This is a genomic window from Rhodococcus sp. SBT000017, from assembly GCF_003688915.1.
Lineage (GTDB): Bacteria > Actinomycetota > Actinomycetes > Mycobacteriales > Mycobacteriaceae > Rhodococcoides.
The window spans coordinates 3,367,635-3,388,301 of sequence record NZ_REFU01000001.1; the positions used below are offsets into that span (position 1 = coordinate 3,367,635).

The following is a 20,667-nucleotide window of genomic DNA, read 5'->3' on the forward strand; positions in this document are numbered from 1 at the left end:
TTGTCCCTCAGTTGATTTCGGCGAACGCATCACGAGCACGCGTCACGAAGTCACGAACCTTGACGGCATCCTTGCGTCCGTCGGCACCCTCGAGCAGAGAGTGAGCGTCGACTGCCGCCGGGCGCACCTGCCTGATCGCGTCGGCGACGTTGTCCGGGCTCAGGCCGCCGGCCATCATGAGGGGCTTGGGCGAGCGCGCGACGAGTTCGGCGCTCACCGACCAGTCGTGCAGCAGACCGGTCGCACCCTTGGCTCCCGTGCGCGGATCGAAGGTGTCCGTGATGAACATGTCGACGACATCGGCGGTTCGATCCACCTGCGCAAGTAGTTCTTTCGCATTGTCGGTCCGCACCACGAGGCTCTTGAGAACATAGAGTTCGGGCGCGATGTCCTTCAGGATTCGCAACTGCTCGTCCTCGACGTCACCGTGCAATTGCACCGCGCGAACCCCGAGTTCGCGACAGAATCCGGCAACCTCGGCGGCGTCCGTCAGATAGGAGATCAGCACACCCTGGTGAGGTGCCGGCAGCCCCGCGATCGCTTTCGCGGCGTCGTACTCGGTGATGTCGTCCTTGCCCGACGGGAGTCGAAGCGGGAACCCGAGCCAATCGACACCGGCTTCGCACAGCATCTGTGCCTCTGCCTCGTCGATGATGCCTGCGACCTGTACGAGTGCGCTCATGAAATTCTCCCAGAAGTGTCGGTGAGTGTCGTTCGGTAGTGCTGGTAGTGCACCGAGGACGAGACCGGCCGTCGGCCGGGGTGGCGTCGTTCCTCGGCTGCGAACCCGAGCGGAAGTAGCAGCGCGACTGCGATATCGGTGCGATCGTCGACGCCGACCACTTTCTTGACTTGCGCTTCGTCCCAGCCGTTCATGGGCGAGCATGCGAGGCCCTGCTCGGTGGCGGCGAGCATCGCGAAGCTGGCCGCGATCACGGCGTCCTTGACTGCGTACTCTCGCTCGAGGCCGCGTTCGAGAAGGTCCTGCTGAAATGTCCGGCTGGATTCAGCCGACCCCGCGATGAACTGCTCCGACCACGCACCCGATCGGCGCGCAGAGTGGAACACGTCGTGGTTGTCCCGTCGCCATGCGTCCATCTCGGCGAGAAAGACCAACACGACCGGGGCTTCCCTGGGGTGTGGTTGACCACCGGTTGCGGCCTCGAGTCCGGCGCGGACATCGGGGTCGCTCACCACGACGATGGATCGGCCCTGGTAGTTCCATGCGGACGGCGCTTCGAGCGTGAGTTCGAGCACCCGGTCGAGCGTGTGTGTCGGTATCGGATCGGGCAGATAGTGCCTATGACTTCGACGTGACCTGATCGCGTCCGATACGGAAATTCCTTCTGAAGGCCTCATGTCTCGTTCCCGAATATTTCGATGTCGAATCATTTGACAACGAAAAGCTACTTCAAGTGCTACCGTCTGTCAAACAGTTCGATGTCGAAATATTGAGTTGCACCCGCAGTGCACAAGGAGAGTTCGTTGACCGACGCAGTGGATTCGTTTCTGGAGCAATGGAAACGAGAGCGGCCCGAGATGGAGGCATCACCCATGGGCATAGTCGGACGACTGTCGCGGACCTCGCGATTGGTCGAGCACGAGATCCGCGGCTACTTCGCCGAGGAGAACATGGAGCCCTGGGAATTCGACGTGTTGGCGACTCTGCGCAGGTCGGGGCCGCCCTACACTTTGACGCCGAAAGACCTGGTTGCGCGGACGATGGTCGGCTCGGCCGCGATGACCAACCGGGTTGACCGACTCGTGAACAAATCCCTCGTGACTCGCGAAACCGACCCCGCGAACCGACGCAGCATCCTGATCACGCTGACCCCCGAGGGACACGACGTGGTCGAACGCGTCGTGGACGGCCATGTGGCGAATGCAGCCCGCCTGGTGTCGGACCTCGAACCGAGCGAAAGACGCGAGCTGGAGCGGCTTCTACGAAAGTTGTTGATCTCCCTCGGCGACACCGGCGGTGCCTGACCGCAGGTGATCGCCCCAGATCGACGCCGCCGAAGTCGATGTCCTCCGTGCATACGAAGACGACTCCGACTCGCGTCGACGCGTTCGTTCGCTGCCGTGCTGCGTGAGCGTCAGCGTTCTGCAAGGACAGAATCGGGTGCACTGGACCGCGTTAGGCGCGGCTGGCTGCACCCGATTCACGCAGGCTCGACTCCAGCGAAGCCAACGACTCTGCGAGGAAGGACTCGGGGACCGACGGCAGTCCACCTATTTCGGCGCGGGTGGCTTCCGGGGTATCGGTCCAGTCGTAGGTGAGGGTCACTGTCGTGCCTTCGTCCGCCGTCGCCAGGTCGTAGCGCCACCACCAGCCGCCGTAGCCGATGGGGCCATCGTCCGTCCGTGCTCCCGGCAGCCACGCGATCGTTCGATCCTGCACGTAGGCGATCACCAGATTGTGCATCACGTAGTGCCCACCCGCGGCGTCGAGGAACATGTTGACCGCGAACACCTGCCCCATCGCGGTAATGGGATTCGTATCGACCGCCGCGAGTACCCAATTGCCCGGTTCGGTGTCCTGATGCCGGTTGGGGTCGGTCAGAACAGCGAAGATCTCGGCCGGGCTCGCGGCCATCGTTCGGCTCACGAAAAGGCACTCTCGGACGGCGTTCATGCGCTGCGGACAGCGTAGGCAATGGCTGCACTGGCAGAGGTCATGATGATGGTGCTCATGCAGGGACAGACTTCTCCGGATGCCGAATCTCACCGGCACCGAGTTCACGGTCGGTTTCGGGGGTCCTCTCCTCCAGGAAACCCCGGCAGACCGTCGATACTGACGGCATTTCGCTCGGCGCGGTACTTCACCATGCCGTCGACGCCCTTCTTTTCGGCGTGCCGTTGGATCAAGTCGCGTTCGCCGGCGAGATCCATGATCGGTACACCCCAGCCGCAGGAATCGCTGATTCGCGTCACATCGACCGAAATCACTGCGCGAGTGCTCGGATTCGATGGGTGGCGGGCAACCACGTCGTCGAACATGGGACTGCCCGGCAGCCAGACCGATCCGGTTCCGTGCAGACGGACTATTCGCGGTCGAGAGTCGAACGCGGCGAACATCAAACACACTCGGCCGTTCTCTCGAATGTGCGCGATCGTCTCCACTCCGCTGCCCGTGTAGTCGACCCAGGCGACGTCGCGATCCCCCAGCACTGAGAGCGAATCATGTCTTCTGGGAGAGACATTGACGTGTCCGTCACCCTGTAGCGGCGCAGTTCCGACGAACCACATCGGCTGCGCCAGGATCCATGCCTTCAGCGAGTCGTCGATGCGCTCGAATATTTTCCCCACATTCGGACCTTAGCGTTGCCGACGCCCATTGTCGTTCGGCGAATCGATGTCGCTTCGTCTCGCGTCGGTATCGTGGTCCCGTCACCCGAGAACGCAAGGATGCGACACCGAATGCTCTCGATACCAGAGTCCATCTCGATACCAGAGTCCATCTCGATCCCCCTGGGACAGCCCGTGTTCGTTCAGGCACTTCGCTACACGGCATTGTTCGATCAGAAGCCGTTTGCCGAGGCACTGCTCATCTATACCGACAACGGCGCATACAAGATCATGTCTCCGGGCGAGGATCATTACGGCAGCTACGTCTCGTACACCGACGTCGCGGCGAACCCGCAGCACGTGATCTTTCTGTCGTGGCCGTCGGAGGATTGGGACCGCAACGTCGCCTCCCACACTCTGACGTTCAATCCCGATTCCGCGGCGTTCACTCAAGTACTGGTCCTGCCCGGCAATCCTGTGCCTCGCTCGCAGTACGGTTACGCGCTGCCGACTCCCGATCCGCAGAGCGTCGACATGGCGGCATCCTGGGGCCAGGTCCGCGACACCTACGCCGATATCTTCGGGCAGCTGGAGATCCTGACAGCAGCTCGATAGCCGCCACGGCAGTCAGTTCCGAAATCCCTCTACTGCATCCGCGGCCTGGTCGACGCCGCCGTGTGCCCGCACCTCGGCACTCACCGCCGCAGCGCGCGATGCCATTCGGCGAGCCTCGGCAACCGCGTCGGCGAGGCTCGCAGCCGTCACTTTCTCGAACTCGAGGTGCACGCCGACCCCGAGTTCGGCGAGCATTGCCGCGTTCCCGAATTGATCCACTGCCTGGGGGATGGCAACGGTCGGGACGCCGAACCACAGTGCCTCGGTACAGCCACCCATCCCGGCGTGGGTGATGAACACCGTGGCCGCATCGAGCACGGCGAGCTGCGGAATATGCTCGTGCACTTCGACATTCGCAGGTAGAGTACCGAGCGCAGCAGGATCGACGCGTCGGCCGATCGAGATCACCACGTGCCAGTCGGTGTTCGCGAAGGTTTCGATACACAGTCGGTAGAACTCGGGTCGCTCGTTGTAACCGGTGCCGAAGGAGATGTACAGGATCGGCCCATCGGGTGCGGTCCAACTGCGGTCCTTCAGGCGTGCCGGGTCGAGGCACGGTCCGACGAAGCGAACGTTGTCGGCCACCCGGTCGGCGTTGGGCTGCATCACTCGCGGAATCAGCGACAGGCAGTGCGCCGGATACGTGATCCACTCCCAGGGATCGGCGTCGATGTCGTTGTCTCGCAACCACGATGCATAGGTATCGCGATACGCAACGCCCGTTGTCGACTCTCGGATAGAGGTCATCCCATCACCGAGATCCTCGGCATATCCGTCCCACGCCACGTAGGTCGGCGAGAGTTGCACGGCCGTCACCCCGTATCGCACACCGAGGACGGGTGCTGTCATTCCGCCGATGTCGTACAGGAACAGATCAGGCTGATCGTCGTCGTAGAACGCGGTGAGCACGGGATACGACGCGATTGCCTCGTCGAGGAAGACCTGCATCGCCGCCGCCGGATCGTCCGGCCACGACGCCTCTCCGTCGGGAAGTATCGAGGAGAACGGGACCACCTCGACGCCCGCGGGCTCGACCACGTGCCGCAGAGAATCACCGACGGCATAGGTGACGCGGTGCCCTCGCCGGACCAGCTCGGCAATCACTGCCAGCGATGGATAGATGTGGCTGGGGGCCGTCGTGCCGATCATGGCGATGTGCATGGTGCCCACCGTAGGGTGCATCGCGCACGGAGAGCTAGTGGATTTCGTTGGCGATCAGATCCAGCAAGCCGGGAAATCGATCGTTCAGCTCCACTCGACGCAGCGTCACTTTACGACTGTTTCCGCGATCGACCTGGAACACCAGTCCTGCTTCCCTCAGCACTCGAAAGTGATGCGTCAGAGTTGATTTGGTGACACCCAGATCGAAGGACATACAGGTTCGCTCGGCTCCGTCCTCGTCGCCGACGAGTTCGGTGACCACCTTGCGGCGCAGTGGATCCGCCAGTGCCGACATCACTGCACCGAGTTGCATTTCCTCGGGCTCCGGATGCCCGTTCTCGTCCGCCATCGGATCCTCCTGACAATAGGTACGACTTGCGCCGTACCTTCAAACCTGTTCTAGTACGAAAGTCATCGTACCTAATTCAGTTCAGGGGGATCCATGAGAGCAGTTCTGCCGGTCGTACTCGCAGCACAGTTCGTCGTACCGATGTCCATCTCGGGCACCGCCATCGCGCTCCCGGTGATCGCCGCAGATCTCGGCTCCGATCCGACGCCGCTGCAGTGGGTCGTCAACGGCTTCAACGTCGCGTTCGCACTGTTCACCGTCGTCTGGGGTGCGGTCTCGGATCGCATCGGTCACCGCACGTCGTTTCGCATCGGCGTCGTACTCACGGCCGTCGCCAGCCTGGTCAGCGCCCTGGCATCCTCACTGCTCCTGCTCGACGCCGCGCGGGTGTTCGCCGGCATCGGTGCCGCGGCGGTCCTGGTGGGCTCGACGTCCATTCTCTCGCTGCATTTCCAGGGGACCGAACGAGCGACGGCCTTCGCCCTGTTCGGCACCGTGAACGGACTGGGGTTGGCACTCGGGCCGACCATTTCCGGACTGCTGATCGCCGTACTCGATTGGCGCGGAGTGTTCGCCGCTCAGGCGCTCGTTCTGCTCGTCGCGGCCGTCGGAACACTGGCCCTTCCTGCTCTGCGAAGCGCATCGACACCATCGAAACTGCTGGATTTCGGCCTACTGCGCAACCGCCGCTTCCTCGCTCTGTGCCTCGTCCCGGTCGCCGGAGCCATCGGATTCGTCACCCTGCTCACCTATCTGCCCGCTGCGCTCAGCGCCGTTGCGTCCCTCACTCCCGGGCGAGCCGGACTGTTCATGCTGGCGATGACGATCCCGGTATTGATCGCCCCACTGACCGTCGCCAAGCTGACCGAGATGTTCGACGCAATCACCCCCGACCGCGTCGTTCTCGTGAGCCTCGGCTTCCTGGTTCTCGGCAATCTCGGCATGCTGGCCCTGCAACCCGGCCTCCCGCTCGCCGCCGTCGTGGTTCCGATGATCCTGTTGGGGCTGGGATTCGGACTCCCGATCGGCCTGGTCGACGGTGAAGCACTCGCGGCAGTTCCACCGCACAGCAGCGGCACCGCAGCAGGAGTACTCAATCTCTTCCGCATCGGTAGCGAGGCCGTGATGGTCGCCGGCTACGCCTGGCTGCTGACGATCCTCGTGCGGGGCGAGGTTCCCGACCGAGCCGACGCGGCTGCCGCCGCGGCCGGGCAACCGGGATTCGCCGATGCCTACGCCCACGCCTTCACCGAAGTGATCGCCCTCGTCGTCGTGGCCGTAGCCGTCACCGCAGCACTGATCGTCGCCCTTTCCCGGACGGGCAGATCCGACGTATCGTCGGCGAATGCCCTTTCTGCAACCGGTGACCCTCACTGACGATCTGGTGACCCTGGAGCCGCTGAGTCACGATCACCTCGAAGGTCTGTGCGACGCCGCGCGCGACGGCGAGCTGTGGAATCTCTGGTACACCAGCGTGCCGAAGCCCGAGGAGATGGCGGCCGAGATCGACCGACGACTCGGACTGCTCGACGCAGGCACGATGCTTCCGTTCACGCTGCGCCGCAACGACACCGGACAGATCATCGGAGCGACGACATTCTGCAACGCCGACGCCACCAACCGTCGCGTCGAGATCGGATACACCTGGAATGCCCGCTCCGCGCACGGAACCGGCACCAATCCCGCAAGCAAACTGCTGCTGTTGACGCACGCATTCGAGGAATTGGGATGCATCGCAGTCGAATTTCGTACCCACTGGATGAACCTGCAGTCGCGGACGGCGATCGCGAAACTGGGTGCGAAGCAGGACGGCATTCTGCGCAATCATCAACGCATGTCCGACGGTTCGTTGCGCGACACCGTCGTGTTCTCGATCATCGAATCCGAATGGCCCACCGTCCGCAACGAACTCCGTAGGCGTACCGCACGGTAGGTTGACCCCATGCGTGTGGATGGGCGGGACATTCCCGTAGCGGGAAACCTGCTTCAGCCGCTGGTGCGGAGAACCAGCGACATCATTCGAGTCGTATCGGCCGCGGCACTGCTGGGCGTGGTGATCGCCGGTTCGCTGATCACCAGAAATCAGTGGGATGCGCTCGAGCAATCGGTGTCGAACATCGTCGGCGTGCTCGGCCCCGACCAGTCCAACGCCGTCTACATCGTCTACGGCGTCGCCATTCTCGCGCTCCCGTTCGGCGTCCTGATCGGACTGATCGCGGGCCGCAAATGGAAACTGCTCGCCGGGTACGCGGCCGCGGCACTGCTGGCCGCGCTGGCGCTGTCGATCACCGGAACCGGGATCTCCACTCCCACCTGGGACCTCGACGTACCCGAGCGACTCGACACGTTCCTCGCACAGTTCCTCGACGATTCGCGCTGGATCGCGATGCTGGCTGCGGCTCTGACGGTCTCCGGCCCAGGCCTACCCGCGAAATGGCGTCGGGCATGGTGGACGCTGTTGCTCGCGTTCGTGCCGATGCACCTGGTCGTCTCCACCGTGGTCCCGGCTCGCTCGATGCTCGGACTCGCGGTCGGCTGGCTCGTCGGGGCCGTCATCGTGTTGCTCGTCGGCACCCCGGCGCTCGAGGTTCCGCTCGACGCGGCGGTTCGCCTGTTCCACAGCCGCGGTGTCACCGTGCGCAGCTTCACCGTCGTCCGTCCGGCCGGCCCCGGCCCGTTGGTGTTGAACGCACACACTCTCGACGCCGATGTGGTGGTCGAGTTGTACGGGCAGAATCAGCGCAGCGGCGGTGCCCTACGTCAGTCCTGGCGGTGGATCACACTGCGTGGCAGCGAAACTGCGCCATTGCACGCGTCGATGCGCCGGGCCGTCGAGCATCGCGCCCTGATGGGCCTTGCCATCAAGGGGTTGGGTGCGGCGGGAAGTCACCCACTGGCGGTGGCCGCGCTCGACAGAGGATGGACCCTGTACGCGCACAGCCTTCCCATCGGTGATCCGATCGAGGCGGAGCACGACGACGCCACCCTCGGCGCTCTGTGGTCGGCCCTGCACACTCTGCACGAGAACCAGATCTCCCACGGTGACCTGCACCGAAACGAACTCCGGATCCACGACGGCAAGGCCCTCTTCTGCGGCTTCGGCCATGCCGAACTGGGTGCCTCTGATTCCCAGATGCAATCCGACGTCGCGCAGTTGTTGCTCACCACCGCAGACCTGTTCGGCTCCCAGCGCGCCGTCGCGACCGCCATCGACGTACTCGGCTTCGAGACCGTGGTTGCGGCCTCGGGTCGTTTGACCAAGTCCGCCATCCCGCCGCGTATTCGCCAATCGGTGCGCGACGCCGACAAGACGATGAAGGCAGTCCGGCTAGAGGTTCTCGAGCAGACCGGTGCCGCCAAGATCGAGGCCGAACAGGTCACCCGATTCAGCCGCAACCAGATCATCTCGCTCGTGCTGTTGATCGGATTGGTCTACGTCGCATACCCGTTCATCAGTGCGGTGCCCGCGTTCGTCACCGAACTCGGTTCGGCGAACTGGTGGTGGGCTCTGCTCGGTCTGGCGGTGTCCGCGCTGACGTACGTCGGTGCCGGAGCCGCGTTGTGGGCGTGCGCGTTGGGCAAGGTCAGCTTCTGGAATCTGACGGTGATGCAGGTCGCCAACACCTTCGCGGCGACGACGACACCCGCCGGCGTCGGCGGACTGGCCCTGAGCGTGCGCTTCCTGCAGAAGGGTGGGTTGGGAACGGTTCGCGCGACGGCGGCTGTGGCGCTGCAACAATCGGTCCAGGTGATCACGCACGTGAGCCTGCTGATCTTCTTCAGCGTCGTCGCAGGCACCTCGTCCGGTCTGTCGAACATGGTGCCGGGCAACACCGTGCTGTATCTCATCGCAGGTGCCGCTTTCGGCGTCGTCGGGACGTTCATGTTCGTACCCAAGCTACGACGCTGGCTGCGGGTCGCCGTTCGTCCGCAGATCAAGGAAGTCCTCGGCGAACTGGGCGAACTCGCCCGCGACCCCAAACGGTTCTCGATCATCATCCTCGGCTGCGCGGCCACGACGTTGGGTGCCGCGCTCGCACTGTGGGCGAGCATCGAGGCCTTCGGCGGCGGCACCACGTTCGTCACCGTGACGGTGGTGACGATGATCGGCGGAACTCTGGCCTCGGCCGCGCCGACGCCGGGCGGTGTGGGTGCCGTGGAGGCCGCACTCATCGGCGGTCTGGCCGCCTTCGGAGTGCCCGCCTCCATCGCCGTGCCGTCGGTCTTGCTCTATCGCGTCCTGACCTGCTGGTTGCCGGTGTTTCTCGGGTGGCCGACACTACGGTGGCTCACCAAGCGAGACATGGTCTGATTCGTCCGATTCAGGGTGCGTGTTCACCGTGAGTGCTAGCGTTCATGCAGGTTGGGAGCCTCATACGACGGAGGGCGTTGCGATTTCCGATCCGGGAGAGTTCATTCCCACCGCAGAGGAGCGATGGGTTCGGCTGTTCATCAGCGGAATGACGCTGACGTTCGGACTGGCCGGTGTGCTGATGATCCCGGCGGGACAGTTCTCCGAGTCGGCCTCGATCGCGGTACTCGTCGCGTCGGCCACCACGATGCCCGTGGCCATCGCCTGGTACATCCGTCCTTGGACTTCCCCGCGGCTGGCGACCGCCTACGTCCTGTACGCCGATGTCGGCATCGTGTCGGTTCTGTTCTCGTTCCGCACCCACTTCGACGCCATGCCGGGTTGCGCGATGTTCGCGATCGTCGCCGCCTTCATCGTCGTCGGAAGTTCCTACCGAATGGTGTTGATTCACCTCGGCGTCGCCACCATCACGCTGCTGACGCTCGGTGTGCTGGCCGTCTCGGCCGGTGCCGACCCGTGGTCGACCGCGTCCCGCATCGTGACCATCGGTTCTCTCTACGCGGCACCCTTCATGATCAAGGCGTACATAGGGCAATTACGTCTCAAGGCCGCGCGGGCGCTGACCGACCCGTTGACCGGCCTGTGGAATCGCCGCGGTCTGCTGGACACCGTGGACACCCTGGGTGTCTCACCGTCCGAGGCCGGTCAAGCGGTGGGGGTCACGGTCCTCGATATCGACCGTTTCAAGCAGATCAACGACCGATTCGGGCACCCCTCGGGCGATGCCGTTCTCATCGAAGTCGCCCGACGCCTGTCCGAGGCTGTGGGCGATCGGTCGGCGGTCGCACGACTGGGCGGCGACGAGTTCGTGGTTGTCAGGTCCGGAACTCGCGAGGAGATCACTCAGTCGGACAACAGGATTCGGGCCGCCCTGGAGGAGACGTTCGACGGTCCTCAGTTCACCACCAGCCTCGGATCTGCGGTCGAAGCACTCGATTCCGAGACCAGCATTCACGTCCTGGTTCGACGGTTGATCGCGCTGGCCGACATCGAGATGTACCGATTCAAGGCACGAACCTCCGGCAACGCGGTGTCCGATCGTCTTCCCGAAACGAACTCGCACGAGCAGACGCGGAGCCGGATCGACGAACTCATCGCATCCGGCGGCCCCGATATCTTCTTCCAGCCCATCTGCGACACCGTCACCGGATCCGTCGTGGGTTTCGAGGCGCTCTCGCGCTTTCCCTTCGGTGCCGGATCGCCGCTGTCGTGGTACCGCGACGCCACCGAGGCCGGCATCGGTCCCCGCCTCGAACGTGCGGCACTCGACCGGGCGCTCGACGCGATGCGCGCGCTGCCACCGGGATCATTTGTCTCGCTCAACGCATCCGCCGACACCATCCGTACGACGAACCTGCTCGATCGACTACGCCCGCACCTGGCGTCCCGGACGTTCTACCTCGAGATCACCGAGCACGAGCGTGTCGACGACTACCTCGCGGTCACCCGCGCCATCGACAGTCTGCGTGCTGCGGGAGTGCAGATTTCCATCGACGACGTCGGTGCCGGATTCGCCGGTCTACGCCACGTCATCGAACTGCGGCCGGACATCCTCAAAGTGGACTATGCGCTGGTCCACGGGATCGACCACGATCCCCTGCGGCGAGCAGCCGCGACCGCGATCATCGACTTCGCCCGGCAGATCGACGCCACCGTCATCATGGAAGGCGTCGAAACCGAAGCGGAATTGCAGGTGGCGAACGAACTCGGAGCCCAGATGGTCCAGGGCTTCCTCACCGGCCGACCGGAACCGGCGTCCGCACACTCCCACCAGCAGGTGACGAGGTAGTCGAATCCGGCCGCGTCGCGCCGGTCGGTCAACGGATCTCGCGCAGCGCCGCGACCAACCCTTCCTCGTCGACGCGGGTGCTGCGGCCGTCTCGAATCACCACCTCACCGTCCACCCAGACAGTGTCGACGACCTGGCGGGTTCCGGTCGTCAACAAGGATGCACCCGGGTCGCGTACCGGTAGACATGCGAAATCGCGCTCGAACCGCACCATCGTCAGATCCGCGACATCACCGACCGCCACCCCGCCCGCCCTCAGCGGTAGTCCCAGAGCTGCGTTGGCCCCACCGGACGCCATGTCGATCATCGCGTCGAAGCCCAACAGGTCGGCCTTCTTGTTCACGGCCCGCTGCACGTACGCGCCGACACGCATCGTTTCGAGCATGTCCTGGGTGTCGTTGCTGGCCGCACCGTCCACCCCGAGTCCGACGTGCAATCCCGCAGCCAACATGTCCGGGACAGCGCGATCCCCGATCCCAAGCGCATGTTGCTCAACGGATTGTACGAAATTCCGACTCCGCGCTGCGCCAACTTCGCGCGGCCCTCCGCATCCAATTCGACGCAGTGCACTGCCAGCACACGATCGTCGAGAAATCCGTGTCGGTCGAGGTATTCCACCGCGCCGACGCCAGTGTGCTCGCGGCACATCGCATCATCGGTGCTCGTCTCGAGCAGATGGATCATCACCGTCATGTCGCGGCAACGGACGAACTCGCTGACGGCAGCCATGCCGTCCGGGGTGAGCGACCGAGGATTCGGCACCGCAACTGCAGGCGAGATACGTTTCGCTGCAGTTACTTTCATCAGATCATCCAGGTGGTCGAGAACGTCGGTCAGTGGCTGCATCAACCGGGGATCGAATCCCCACCGCCTGGTCGGATCGGCGCGGTCGGCGGTTCCGCGGCCCAGCACCGCCCGAATTCCCGTGTCGTGCAACCCCCTGATCACCGCATCGTGCACCTCGGTGGAGGGGTGGGGCCACATATGCTCCACGAGAGTCGTTGTGCCACTGCGTAAAGCTTCGAGTGACGCTGCGACCGTCGCGGTGTACGCCCGCTCGGGGGTGATGGCCACCGAGTCCTCCGCGACGGCGAGAAGCCACTCGAGCAGGGGAGTGCCCTCGGCGATCCCGCGCATCAGCGACTGCTGCATGTGGGTGTGAGTGTTGACGAACCCGGGAACGAGGTAGGCACCGCTGCCGTCCGTACCGCCGCCACCCGACAACGACGCGTCGCGGATGTCCGTCACCACGCCGGCGTCGACCACGATATCGCGGTGCGGCAGCCACGATCCGCCGGAGTACACGGTGACGTCACGAACGATCGTGTCGTGCATGGGTATGGCCCCCTCGTATCGCTTCGTCGTCACCCTGCAGAGGTGGAGCCGGTGAAATTGGCGTTGATCCGTTGGTAGAGGTAGTCCTCCGCAGTGATGGGCGCGTACTTGCCGGACGGACCCTCGATCACCGCGTCTCGATTGGCCTGAGCAAAGAACGCGAGGCTGTAGCGAGCGCCCTGATACTCCTCCGGGCCGGGGTTCTTGACGCGGTGAAAATTGGACGGCAACAGGTCGTCGCTCCATCGCATCAGCATGTCGCCGATGTTGCAGGTGATCGCGTCGTCCGACGGTTCGATCGGGGTCCACTCCTGCGCGTCCATCTCGCGACCTGGGCACACCTGCAGACCACCCTGTCCATCGCGCTGGAACAGTAGTGTGAGGCAATCGAAGTCGGTGTGCGCACCTGCGCGCCAGGTGTCGGCTGCCTCGCCGATGGCGAAGTAGTGCAACATCCGCAGCGTGCTCTGGTAGCTGTCGGCCGACGGATCGTGGGCCAGGGTGAAGAAGTCCTGATCGAACCCAAGCCGGACGGCGAAACACGAGAGCAATTTCATCGCAAGTTCCCAGCATTTCGCCTCGAACGACAGGATGGTCTCGCGGAAACCGGCCACCTCGTCCTGCGTCGGCCAGAGATCGTCCATGTGTGGACGCGTGACCTGATACGACTCCTTCTGATCGGGTGTTCCGATCGACGGCCGCACCTGCGACTTGTACTCCCAACCGGAGTTGTAGCCCTTCTTCAGCGGGTACTGCGCCTTGATCTCCTCCGGCAGTGCGAAGAATTTCTCGGCTGCTGCGAAAGCGCGTCGAACCTCCGCCGAGTCGATTCCGTGTTCGACCACCTGAAAGAAGCCTATATCGGTGGCGGCACTCCACAGTTGTTCGGTGATCTCTTCACGACGAGAGTCGAAGTTCGACAGATCGATTCGACGGATCTCTCGGGTCGTCGTCTCGGTGCCGATGCCGCCCATGCGGGCTTCGCGGTCCAGTTCGGTCAGTGGGTAGTTCATCGGTGGTCATTCTCCTACAGGTGAGTGTTCGTGGTGGGTGGTGCGCCGATCAGGCAGTGCCGATCAGGGAATGCCGGATCAGGAGATGCCGATCGAGGGATCGGTGAAACGGTTGGTGAAGAGTTGCTCGGCAGTCAGGTCTGCCGGGAGACGAGCTCCGTCGGCGGCGAGGACGGGCCCGAGTTCGGCGAGATTGTTCTGTGTGCGCGCCGCGTCGTACGTTCCCACCGACCCGTCGGCTTCGTTCGCGATCAGTCCTTGCTCCTTCAGCAGCGCCGAGCTGAACGCGGCTTCGCCGTCGGTGTACGGAGTGAACGACGTGTCCTGCGCGACGACATCGACGATGGTGGAGTCGGTCTCATCAGGCGCGGTGATGTAGTCGGCGGTCGCCTGCTGGACCAACGGAACGAGCTTGTCCAAGCAGGGTGACATCGCGTCGAGCTTGTCGGCTCGGACCGAGAGGTTCGATGCGTAGATATCGAACCCGGTGTCCTTGACGAGCTGATACGAGACCGGCTTGTCCCAGGCAGGTGTATCCGATTCGTAGGTGTAGGGCTCCGAATTGGCGAAGCCCTGCTGGGCGATCTGCGGATCACCGACGAATCTGGCCGGAGCTCCGTCGTACCCGGTGTCGAGTTGCGAGGACTTCAGCAGCCCCTTCTGCACGAGCCACTGCGGAAATATCTGCTCTTTGGAGACCACGACGGTGGCGTCGGATCGTCCGATGTCGGCGATCGACGTCCAGTCCGGGTGGCTTTCCGGATCCCACATCAGGATCGCGGGGCTGTACTTCAACAGTGGCGTCACTCCGACGACCGGTTGATCTGCCGCAGCGGCGATCACCTGGTCACCGTGCACGATGCCAAGATCGATCGAATCGTCCACGTACATCTGTGATGTCACCGACTGGAACCCGATGGCCGGCCCACCCGCTCGGAGCGAGAGGTCGATGCCGGTGTCCTTGCCGCCTGTCACCAGTGGGCCGGTGACGGACTTCTCGTCGGTGTTCACGGAGTAGCCGGGACCGAGCATGCGAAACAGCGCGCCCATGTCGGACTGCGGCTGCCACTGGAGCTGAACAGTGAGCGTCGACGGACACAGTTCGGCCAGACTATCCTGCGCCGCAACGGCTTCCAGGGGTTCCGAACTGGCCGATTCGGCGTCGTCGGCGCTGCACGCGCTGACGCAGACCGACACGGCAACTGCAACCGCCGCAGCGGCGGCCCGAGTCTTCTTGGTGACCATAGCGAGTAACTCTCTTCTGGTGGAGGTGTGAGACACGTTGTGGGAAAACGGCATTCGGCCGAGGAGGCGACGAGCGGCTGAACACAGTGTGCGCGAGCGGTGATTACATGTAAAGAGGAAAGTAGCCCTGCGCGCCGTTCCGAGCCCGGAAGAGTGACTGAACTGCTGTTCAGAGCCGATCGACCGACCACAGGTCACCTAGAGTTTACGAAGAGAAACGCGTACGTAATGCATGCAATACATCCTTTCAAGTACTTAATTACATGCAATCGACGCCTGGAGATTCAGATGGATCTGATCGATACCGTGTTCGATGTCGACGCGACATCACTGATGAAGAACTCACAGATCACCTTCGACAAGGCGGTCAAACGATTCCCGACCGGCACGACAGCACTCGACGGTATCGACCTCGATGTCCGCAGAGGCGAGTTCGTTGCCGTGGTCGGTCCGTCGGGCTGCGGAAAGTCCACTCTGTTGCGCATGGCCGCCGGCCTGGAGCGGTGCACGAGTGGCAGCGTCTGTGTCGCAACGCATTCCGTAGGGTTCATCTTCCAGGAACCGACGTTGTTGCCGTGGCGCAACGTCGAGGGGAACATCGAACTCTCGGCAGAGCTCGGAGGCGTCGCCAAGAACGCTCGTCGCGAACGTGCAATCGCGGCCATCGACGCGGTGGGGTTGACCGGCTTCGCCGACCAACTGCCGAGTGCGCTGTCCGGAGGCATGAAGATGCGGGTGTCGCTGGCCAGGGCGCTCACGTCGCTGCCCGAGGTTCTGCTGCTGGACGAGCCGTTCGGTGCCCTCGACGAGATGACGCGATACGACATGCAAGCTCTTCTGCACCGACTCTACAACGAGAAGAAGTTCACCGCAATGTTCATCACACACTCGGTGTCCGAGGCCGTCTTTCTCGCCGATCGCGTCGTCGTCATGACGCCCCGACCCGGCAGAATTCACTCGGTGGTGGACATCGAGTTCGACAGGCCCCGCACCGAGAGCCTGCGATTCGACCGGGCCTTCACCGAGTACGTCGCACAGATCTCCGCGAGACTGCGGGGAGTTGCGTGATGACGCAGACGCTGGCGGTCCTCGTGCCCCGTATTCGTGCAGCCGGAGCGGTCGGGGATCGCGGCGCAATCCCGGCGAGAAGGCCGAAGACCCCGTTGAGCGTGATCGGTGTACCCCTGGCGTCCTTCGCGGTGGCACTGCTGGCCTGGTACGCCGTGACATACCTCGTCCTCGAGCCGCAGAGACGTTTCCTGCTCCCGGCGCCCCACCGCGTCCTGACGCTCTCACTCCTCGACTCTGCACACCTGATTCCGATGCTCGAGGCCCTCGCCGTCACGGCTCGGGTGACCGCCATCGGGTTCGTCATCGCCGTCCTGTTCGGTGTGACCGTCGGTGTCCTGATGAATCAGGCACGCTGGATCGAGCGTGCGGTGTACCCGTATGCCGTTGCGCTGCAGGTCATTCCTATTCTCGCGATCGTGCCGTTGATCGGGCTGTGGTTCGGCTACGGCATGGTCGCCCGTACCATCGTCTGCGTGATGATCGCGGCGTTCCCGATCATCACCAACACGCACTTCGGATTGCGCTCGGTCGATCGCGGGCTGCACGAACTGTTCACCCTCGGCCGAGCGAACCGGTGGGAGCGCTTGACCAAACTCGAACTGCGCGCGGCACTTCCCTCGATCCTGACCGGCATCCGCACCGCCGCGGGACTGGTGGTCGTCGGCGCGATCATCGGTGACATGTTCTTCGCAAAGGGGGAACCGGGCATCGGGACCCTGCTCGACGTCTATCGCAGCCGGCTGCAGTCCGAGGACCTCATCGCGGCGATCGCCATCGCTTCGGCGTTCGGAATCGCAGTCTTCTCGTTGTTCGGAATCCTCTCTCGCGCTCTCGTCGGCAGGTGGCACGCATCGGGTTCGGACTCGTGATTCGGGTATCGCAGGCGGTGTAGGCGAGAATGTCCATCGGCACGATACGACGCACGTAACGGATGGAATCCATGACCACTTCCGAACGGGAACTTCTCACCGAGTCGGTTCATGCAACTCTGCGAGAGCAGATCTTTTCCGGGGAGTTGCCTCCCGGCACCCCGCTGAGCGTCCCGGCGTTGGCCGCCAAGTTGAACGTCAGCCGCACACCGGTGCGGGAGGCGGTGCAGCAGTTGATCTACGAGGGTATCGCCGTACACACCCGCAACGCCGGTGCCAAGGTGGATTCGCTCGATGCCAACACCATTCGATCCGTGTTCGAGGTCCGAGAACTTCTCGACGGACTGGCAGCACATCGAGCAACGCTGAACGCGACGAACGACGTCATCGACGAGCTCAGGGGCATGGTCGCGGAGCAACACGCGCTGCTCGACCGGCCTGCAGACGCACAGCGCGATGCACTGCTGGACCTCCGCTTCCACACGCGCATTCGCGATGTGGCCGACAACCGTCCGCTCAGTGACGCACTGTTACGACTCGACAGTCAGGCGCACCTGTATCGCACCGACATGTGGTCGGGCGAGACCGCTCGGCGGCTCGCGGTGTCCGAGCACGAACGCATCGTGGACGCCATCGAGACCGGCGACGCCGAAGCCGCCCGGATCGCGGCCTCGGCGCACGTCGCGGGGTTGCTCGTGCGCATCACGCGAACCTGAGTCAACGACCGATCAGAACGACGAGTCGGTCGTGAACTTCGTCAGTGTCGGCGGTGCGGCGAGCAGCGGCGGCAACTCGGCGATCTTGCCGGGTCCGGCGCGGAACTCACGGTACTTCGCATCGGCCTCGGCCGATTCCCACGTCTCGTAGGCAATCATGTGTGCCTCGTTCTCCTCGTCGACCCACACCTCGACACCGAGGCAACCCTCGAATGCGCGGGTATCGGCGAGCACCGTCCGCAACAACGCACGGGCATCGGCGACGGACTCGGGCTTGAACGTCAGATCCAACAGAGCGATGAGAGCCATGGCTTCACACTAGTCATCTGAGCCGAAGTGCCAAGTAGAACTCGATTCTGTCCTCGAGTCGCGACAGATCGCGGCCGGTGAGTTCCTCGATGCGCTGGATGCGGTATCGGACGGAATTGACGTGCATGTGCAGTTGTTCGGCACAACGCGTCCAGGCACCGTTGGTGTCGAGGTACACCGACAGTGTCTCGACGAGATCACTGTTGTGCAGATCGTCGTAGTCCACGAGGGGAGTCAGCAGCCGAGAGGTGAACATGCGTCGCACGTCATCGGGAACGTTGGCGAGAAGTATTGTCAGCGTGGCCAATTCATCGTGCCCGACGACGCTGCAGTCCGAGCCACGGCGCTCGGCGAGCCGGCGGGCGTAGCGCGCTTCCTCGATCGCGCTTCGGATGTCGGCGGGCGCGGTCGGAGCGCTGACACCGATCGAGGTACCGCTACCGATCAGTCCCGGTGCCAGTGTGTGGACCGCTCGCCGAACGGAATCGGTTCGGTCGGTTCGCGCCTCCACCAACGCGATGGCCTCGTCGTCGACGATCCCGACCGTGATCTCCAACGGTGCCAGCACTTCTCGCAGCAGTGGGCGTAGCTCACCGAGCCGCAACGTCTCGCCGGATGTGGCCACAGCCACTGCAGCGTACCGTGTTTCGATATCGAGTCCGATGACGTGCATCTGGGCGAGAATGTCGGCGGCCGTCGCACCACCGACGATCGTGCGCACGAATTCCTGCGCCAGAATTCCCGACCCGGACAGGCGATCGTCGACACGACTGCGCTCCACGGCCACGATCGACGCCAGCTGCCCGGCCAGGGACAGCCTCGGGGCATCCCATGCCTGCCAATCGCTCTCGAATGCCACGAACCAATCCACGACCCGCGGCGCGGACTCTCCATCGACGGCGAACACCGAGACTCGCTGCTCTCGGCAGTACCGCGGCAACCGCACCGCCGTCATGAATTCCTGAGCCACGGCTGCGGTGTCCGGTGGATTGTCAGATCCAGCGAGTACCCGTCCCGAAGACGTGACGACCCAGCAGTTCATGCCCAGATCGGAGCTCACCATCTCCAGCAGCGGACCCAGTCCACCACCCGGGCCGGCGCTCGCCACGAGGCGTCGATGCCGGTCGAGCACGAGACTCAGGTCCGAGGCTCGCGCCGTCGACAGTTGCCGGACGACGCTCTCGGTCACCGTGGCGAAAGCGATGTCGGCGGGTACCCGAAAGAGCGGCAGCCCGTGCTCGAGGCAGGCGTCCACCAGATCGTCGGGCACCACGCCGTCGTCGGATGCCGCCAGCGCTGCGATGCCGGCCTTGGACACCGCCCGTACGAACGTCCTCGAGTCCTCCGGGCCCGTCCGCCACATCAGGCCGGTCAGGACCAGCTCTCCGCCACTGAGGTAGCGGCTCGGATCGAGCATGTCGGTGGTCACGACCCATCTGATGGTCGGATCGAAGTGCTCGGGAGTGACGATCGGCTGCAGCTTCAGGTCGGGGAGATCGGTCAGATCACGCAGCCGCACGGTGAATCGACCTCCTCTTCGTAGGATCCTCCAAAACCTACACTGTGATCGCCGTCATACTTCGTCGTTCCTGTCTCTCGTTCGCGGTGCGCCCGGCGGCTGTACTGGGTGAACACGACCGAAAGACACGTGAGCGGAGAGCAGCACGATGGAATTTCTACGACCACAGACCTGGGGCGACGCGTTGGCCGCGAAGGCCGACGATGTCGACGTGGTGCCCATCCAGGGTGGCACCGACGTCATGGTCGAGATGAACTTCGACCTGCACCGGCCGGGCGCATTGCTGGATCTGAACCCGATCACCGAATTGACCGAATGGGAACAACTCCCCGACGGCACGCTGCGGGTGGGGGCGGGCGTGCCCTACGTCCGCATCATCGCCGAGCTCGGAGACACGCTTCCCGGCATCGCCCAGGCGTCCCGCACGGTCGGCTCACCGCAGATCCGCAATCGCGGCACCGTCGGCGGCAACCTCGGCGGCGCGTCACCCGCAGGCGATCTGCACGCGCCCCTGCTTGCGGCGGGCGCGACCGTGGAGGTCGAATCGGCCGAGGGCGGTGTTCGCATGATTCCCGCGACCGAGTTCTACCTCGGCGTCAAACGCAATTCCTGCCGGCCCGACGAACTCATCCGCGCCTTCCACGTGGCACCGGCGGCAGGACCGCAGTACTTCTCGAAGATCGGCACCCGCAACGCCATGGTCATCGCCGTCTGCTCGTTCTCGATCGCACTGTTTCCGCAGGAGGGTCGCGTCGGTACCGGTCTCGGCTCCGCTGCGCCGACGCCGCGCCGGGCTTACGATGCCGAGAACTACCTCGCGGCCGAACTCGAGTGGGACGGTGCCCTCGATCCTCGGGTGTCGGAGGAGTTCGGCCGATTGGTCAGTGCAGCAGCAAGTCCCATCGACGACGTACGTGGCACTGCCGATTACCGCAAGCACGCCCTGTCCGTGATGGCCCGGCGAACACTGGGTTGGGCATGGCGGGACCTCACAGCCGCACGGAAGGTGGCCTGAA

General features: G+C 63.9%; 20 protein-coding genes and 1 pseudogene. 10 read left to right on the forward strand and 11 right to left on the reverse strand.

Annotated elements, in window-relative coordinates:
• Positions 1–7: 7 nt before the first annotated feature.
• Positions 8–682, reverse strand: a complete 675-nt coding sequence (locus tag AYK61_RS15680) for a phosphoribosylanthranilate isomerase (protein ID WP_121871473.1) — start codon at positions 680–682, stop codon at positions 8–10.
• Positions 679–1,392: a nitroreductase family protein gene (locus AYK61_RS15685; protein WP_310886833.1), complete on the reverse strand. Its 714-nt coding sequence runs from the start codon at positions 1,390–1,392 to the stop codon at positions 679–681. The genes AYK61_RS15680 and AYK61_RS15685 overlap by 4 nt, the downstream gene beginning before the upstream one ends.
• A gap of 93 nt (positions 1,393–1,485) precedes the next feature.
• Between AYK61_RS15685 and AYK61_RS15690 the strand changes: the two genes are divergently transcribed.
• The gene (locus AYK61_RS15690; RefSeq protein ID WP_121872787.1) at positions 1,486–1,986 is read left to right on the forward strand and encodes a MarR family winged helix-turn-helix transcriptional regulator; all 501 of its coding nucleotides are present in this window, start codon (positions 1,486–1,488) and stop codon (positions 1,984–1,986) included.
• A 151-nt stretch (positions 1,987–2,137) separates the two neighbouring features.
• On the opposite strand, the gene AYK61_RS15695 is transcribed toward AYK61_RS15690, so the two are convergent.
• The gene (locus tag AYK61_RS15695) at positions 2,138–2,635 is read right to left on the reverse strand and encodes an ATPase (RefSeq protein ID WP_121871475.1); all 498 of its coding nucleotides are present in this window, start codon (positions 2,633–2,635) and stop codon (positions 2,138–2,140) included.
• A gap of 104 nt (positions 2,636–2,739) precedes the next feature.
• On the reverse strand, positions 2,740–3,309 hold the full coding sequence (locus AYK61_RS15700) for a pyridoxamine 5'-phosphate oxidase family protein (RefSeq protein WP_121871476.1): 570 nt from the start codon (positions 3,307–3,309) through the stop codon (positions 2,740–2,742).
• A 111-nt stretch (positions 3,310–3,420) separates the two neighbouring features.
• Between AYK61_RS15700 and AYK61_RS15705 the strand changes: the two genes are divergently transcribed.
• A complete protein-coding gene (locus AYK61_RS15705; protein ID WP_121872788.1) occupies positions 3,421–3,903 on the forward strand; it encodes a hypothetical protein in 483 nt (160 codons plus the stop codon).
• 12 nt (positions 3,904–3,915) lie between these two features.
• On the opposite strand, the gene AYK61_RS15710 is transcribed toward AYK61_RS15705, so the two are convergent.
• Together AYK61_RS15710 and AYK61_RS15715 are read right to left on the reverse strand one after the other, a co-directional pair.
• Positions 3,916–5,064, reverse strand: a complete 1,149-nt coding sequence (locus AYK61_RS15710; protein ID WP_121872789.1) for a macrolide family glycosyltransferase — start codon at positions 5,062–5,064, stop codon at positions 3,916–3,918.
• 34 nt (positions 5,065–5,098) lie between these two features.
• Positions 5,099–5,413, reverse strand: a complete 315-nt coding sequence (locus AYK61_RS15715; protein WP_121871477.1) for a helix-turn-helix transcriptional regulator — start codon at positions 5,411–5,413, stop codon at positions 5,099–5,101.
• 93 nt (positions 5,414–5,506) lie between these two features.
• Between AYK61_RS15715 and AYK61_RS15720 the strand changes: the two genes are divergently transcribed.
• From AYK61_RS15720 to AYK61_RS15735, 4 genes are read left to right on the forward strand one after another with little or no spacing between them, the layout of a single operon-like run.
• Positions 5,507–6,790, forward strand: coding sequence for an MFS transporter (locus tag AYK61_RS15720; RefSeq protein ID WP_121871478.1), 1,284 nt, complete (start codon positions 5,507–5,509; stop codon positions 6,788–6,790).
• Entirely contained in the window at positions 6,759–7,346 is a 588-nt protein-coding gene (locus AYK61_RS15725) for a GNAT family N-acetyltransferase (protein WP_121871479.1), read from the forward strand. The genes AYK61_RS15720 and AYK61_RS15725 overlap by 32 nt, the downstream gene beginning before the upstream one ends.
• Positions 7,347–7,355: 9 nt before the next feature.
• Complete coding sequence (locus tag AYK61_RS15730) at positions 7,356–9,725, forward strand: lysylphosphatidylglycerol synthase transmembrane domain-containing protein (RefSeq protein ID WP_121871480.1); 2,370 nt, start codon at positions 7,356–7,358, stop codon at positions 9,723–9,725.
• 28 nt (positions 9,726–9,753) lie between these two features.
• Positions 9,754–11,574, forward strand: coding sequence for a bifunctional diguanylate cyclase/phosphodiesterase (locus AYK61_RS15735; RefSeq protein ID WP_259468083.1), 1,821 nt, complete (start codon positions 9,754–9,756; stop codon positions 11,572–11,574).
• A 28-nt stretch (positions 11,575–11,602) separates the two neighbouring features.
• Here the strand turns inward: AYK61_RS15735 and AYK61_RS15740 are convergent.
• The 3 genes and pseudogenes from AYK61_RS15740 to AYK61_RS15750 all read right to left on the reverse strand — a co-directional run bounded on the left by AYK61_RS15740 (position 11,603) and on the right by AYK61_RS15750 (position 15,167).
• Positions 11,603–12,909: pseudogene (locus AYK61_RS15740) on the reverse strand (amidohydrolase family protein).
• 29 nt (positions 12,910–12,938) lie between these two features.
• Entirely contained in the window at positions 12,939–13,922 is a 984-nt protein-coding gene (locus AYK61_RS15745; protein ID WP_121871481.1) for an isopenicillin N synthase family oxygenase, read from the reverse strand.
• Between the two features lie 78 nt (positions 13,923–14,000).
• Positions 14,001–15,167 (reverse strand): ABC transporter substrate-binding protein, encoded by a 1,167-nt coding sequence (locus tag AYK61_RS15750; protein ID WP_121871482.1) that lies wholly within the window; start codon positions 15,165–15,167, stop codon positions 14,001–14,003.
• Positions 15,168–15,455: 288 nt separating this feature from the next.
• On the opposite strand from AYK61_RS15750, the gene AYK61_RS15755 reads away from it, so the two are divergent.
• From AYK61_RS15755 to AYK61_RS15765, 3 genes are all read left to right on the forward strand, one after another.
• On the forward strand, positions 15,456–16,235 hold the full coding sequence (locus AYK61_RS15755) for an ABC transporter ATP-binding protein (protein WP_121871483.1): 780 nt from the start codon (positions 15,456–15,458) through the stop codon (positions 16,233–16,235).
• Positions 16,235–17,107, forward strand: a complete 873-nt coding sequence (locus tag AYK61_RS15760; protein ID WP_121871484.1) for an ABC transporter permease — start codon at positions 16,235–16,237, stop codon at positions 17,105–17,107. The genes AYK61_RS15755 and AYK61_RS15760 overlap by 1 nt, the downstream gene beginning before the upstream one ends.
• 71 nt (positions 17,108–17,178) lie before the next feature.
• Complete coding sequence (locus AYK61_RS15765; RefSeq protein ID WP_121872791.1) at positions 17,179–17,823, forward strand: GntR family transcriptional regulator; 645 nt, start codon at positions 17,179–17,181, stop codon at positions 17,821–17,823.
• A 12-nt stretch (positions 17,824–17,835) separates the two neighbouring features.
• On the opposite strand, the gene AYK61_RS15770 is transcribed toward AYK61_RS15765, so the two are convergent.
• Complete coding sequence (locus AYK61_RS15770; RefSeq protein ID WP_121871485.1) at positions 17,836–18,132, reverse strand: putative quinol monooxygenase; 297 nt, start codon at positions 18,130–18,132, stop codon at positions 17,836–17,838.
• A 13-nt stretch (positions 18,133–18,145) separates the two neighbouring features.
• Positions 18,146–19,651: a PucR family transcriptional regulator gene (locus AYK61_RS15775; RefSeq protein ID WP_259468084.1), complete on the reverse strand. Its 1,506-nt coding sequence runs from the start codon at positions 19,649–19,651 to the stop codon at positions 18,146–18,148.
• A 148-nt stretch (positions 19,652–19,799) separates the two neighbouring features.
• On the opposite strand from AYK61_RS15775, the gene AYK61_RS15780 reads away from it, so the two are divergent.
• On the forward strand, positions 19,800–20,666 hold the full coding sequence (locus AYK61_RS15780) for a xanthine dehydrogenase family protein subunit M (protein ID WP_121871486.1): 867 nt from the start codon (positions 19,800–19,802) through the stop codon (positions 20,664–20,666).
• The last annotated feature ends 1 nt before the right edge of the window (position 20,667 follow it).

Excerpts from the sequence above, each read along its gene's own strand:
- AYK61_RS15680 (WP_121871473.1), bottom strand. The coding sequence starts at position 682 with ATGAGCGCACTCGTACAGGTCGCAGGCATCATCGACGAGGCAGAGGCA.
- AYK61_RS15685 (WP_310886833.1), bottom strand. The coding sequence starts at position 1,392 with ATGATTCGACATCGAAATATTCGGGAACGAGACATGAGGCCTTCAGAA.
- AYK61_RS15695 (WP_121871475.1), bottom strand. The coding sequence starts at position 2,635 with ATGAACGCCGTCCGAGAGTGCCTTTTCGTGAGCCGAACGATGGCCGCG.
- AYK61_RS15705 (WP_121872788.1), top strand. The coding sequence starts at position 3,421 with ATGCTCTCGATACCAGAGTCCATCTCGATACCAGAGTCCATCTCGATC.
- AYK61_RS15710 (WP_121872789.1), bottom strand. The coding sequence starts at position 5,064 with ATGCACATCGCCATGATCGGCACGACGGCCCCCAGCCACATCTATCCA.
- AYK61_RS15715 (WP_121871477.1), bottom strand. The coding sequence starts at position 5,413 with ATGGCGGACGAGAACGGGCATCCGGAGCCCGAGGAAATGCAACTCGGT.
- AYK61_RS15720 (WP_121871478.1), top strand. The coding sequence starts at position 5,507 with ATGAGAGCAGTTCTGCCGGTCGTACTCGCAGCACAGTTCGTCGTACCG.
- AYK61_RS15725 (WP_121871479.1), top strand. The coding sequence starts at position 6,759 with ATGCCCTTTCTGCAACCGGTGACCCTCACTGACGATCTGGTGACCCTG.
- AYK61_RS15730 (WP_121871480.1), top strand. The coding sequence starts at position 7,356 with ATGCGTGTGGATGGGCGGGACATTCCCGTAGCGGGAAACCTGCTTCAG.
- AYK61_RS15745 (WP_121871481.1), bottom strand. The coding sequence starts at position 13,922 with ATGAACTACCCACTGACCGAACTGGACCGCGAAGCCCGCATGGGCGGC.
- AYK61_RS15750 (WP_121871482.1), bottom strand. The coding sequence starts at position 15,167 with ATGGTCACCAAGAAGACTCGGGCCGCCGCTGCGGCGGTTGCAGTTGCC.
- AYK61_RS15755 (WP_121871483.1), top strand. The coding sequence starts at position 15,456 with ATGGATCTGATCGATACCGTGTTCGATGTCGACGCGACATCACTGATG.
- AYK61_RS15760 (WP_121871484.1), top strand. The coding sequence starts at position 16,235 with ATGACGCAGACGCTGGCGGTCCTCGTGCCCCGTATTCGTGCAGCCGGA.
- AYK61_RS15765 (WP_121872791.1), top strand. The coding sequence starts at position 17,179 with ATGACCACTTCCGAACGGGAACTTCTCACCGAGTCGGTTCATGCAACT.
- AYK61_RS15770 (WP_121871485.1), bottom strand. The coding sequence starts at position 18,132 with ATGGCTCTCATCGCTCTGTTGGATCTGACGTTCAAGCCCGAGTCCGTC.
- AYK61_RS15780 (WP_121871486.1), top strand. The coding sequence starts at position 19,800 with ATGGAATTTCTACGACCACAGACCTGGGGCGACGCGTTGGCCGCGAAG.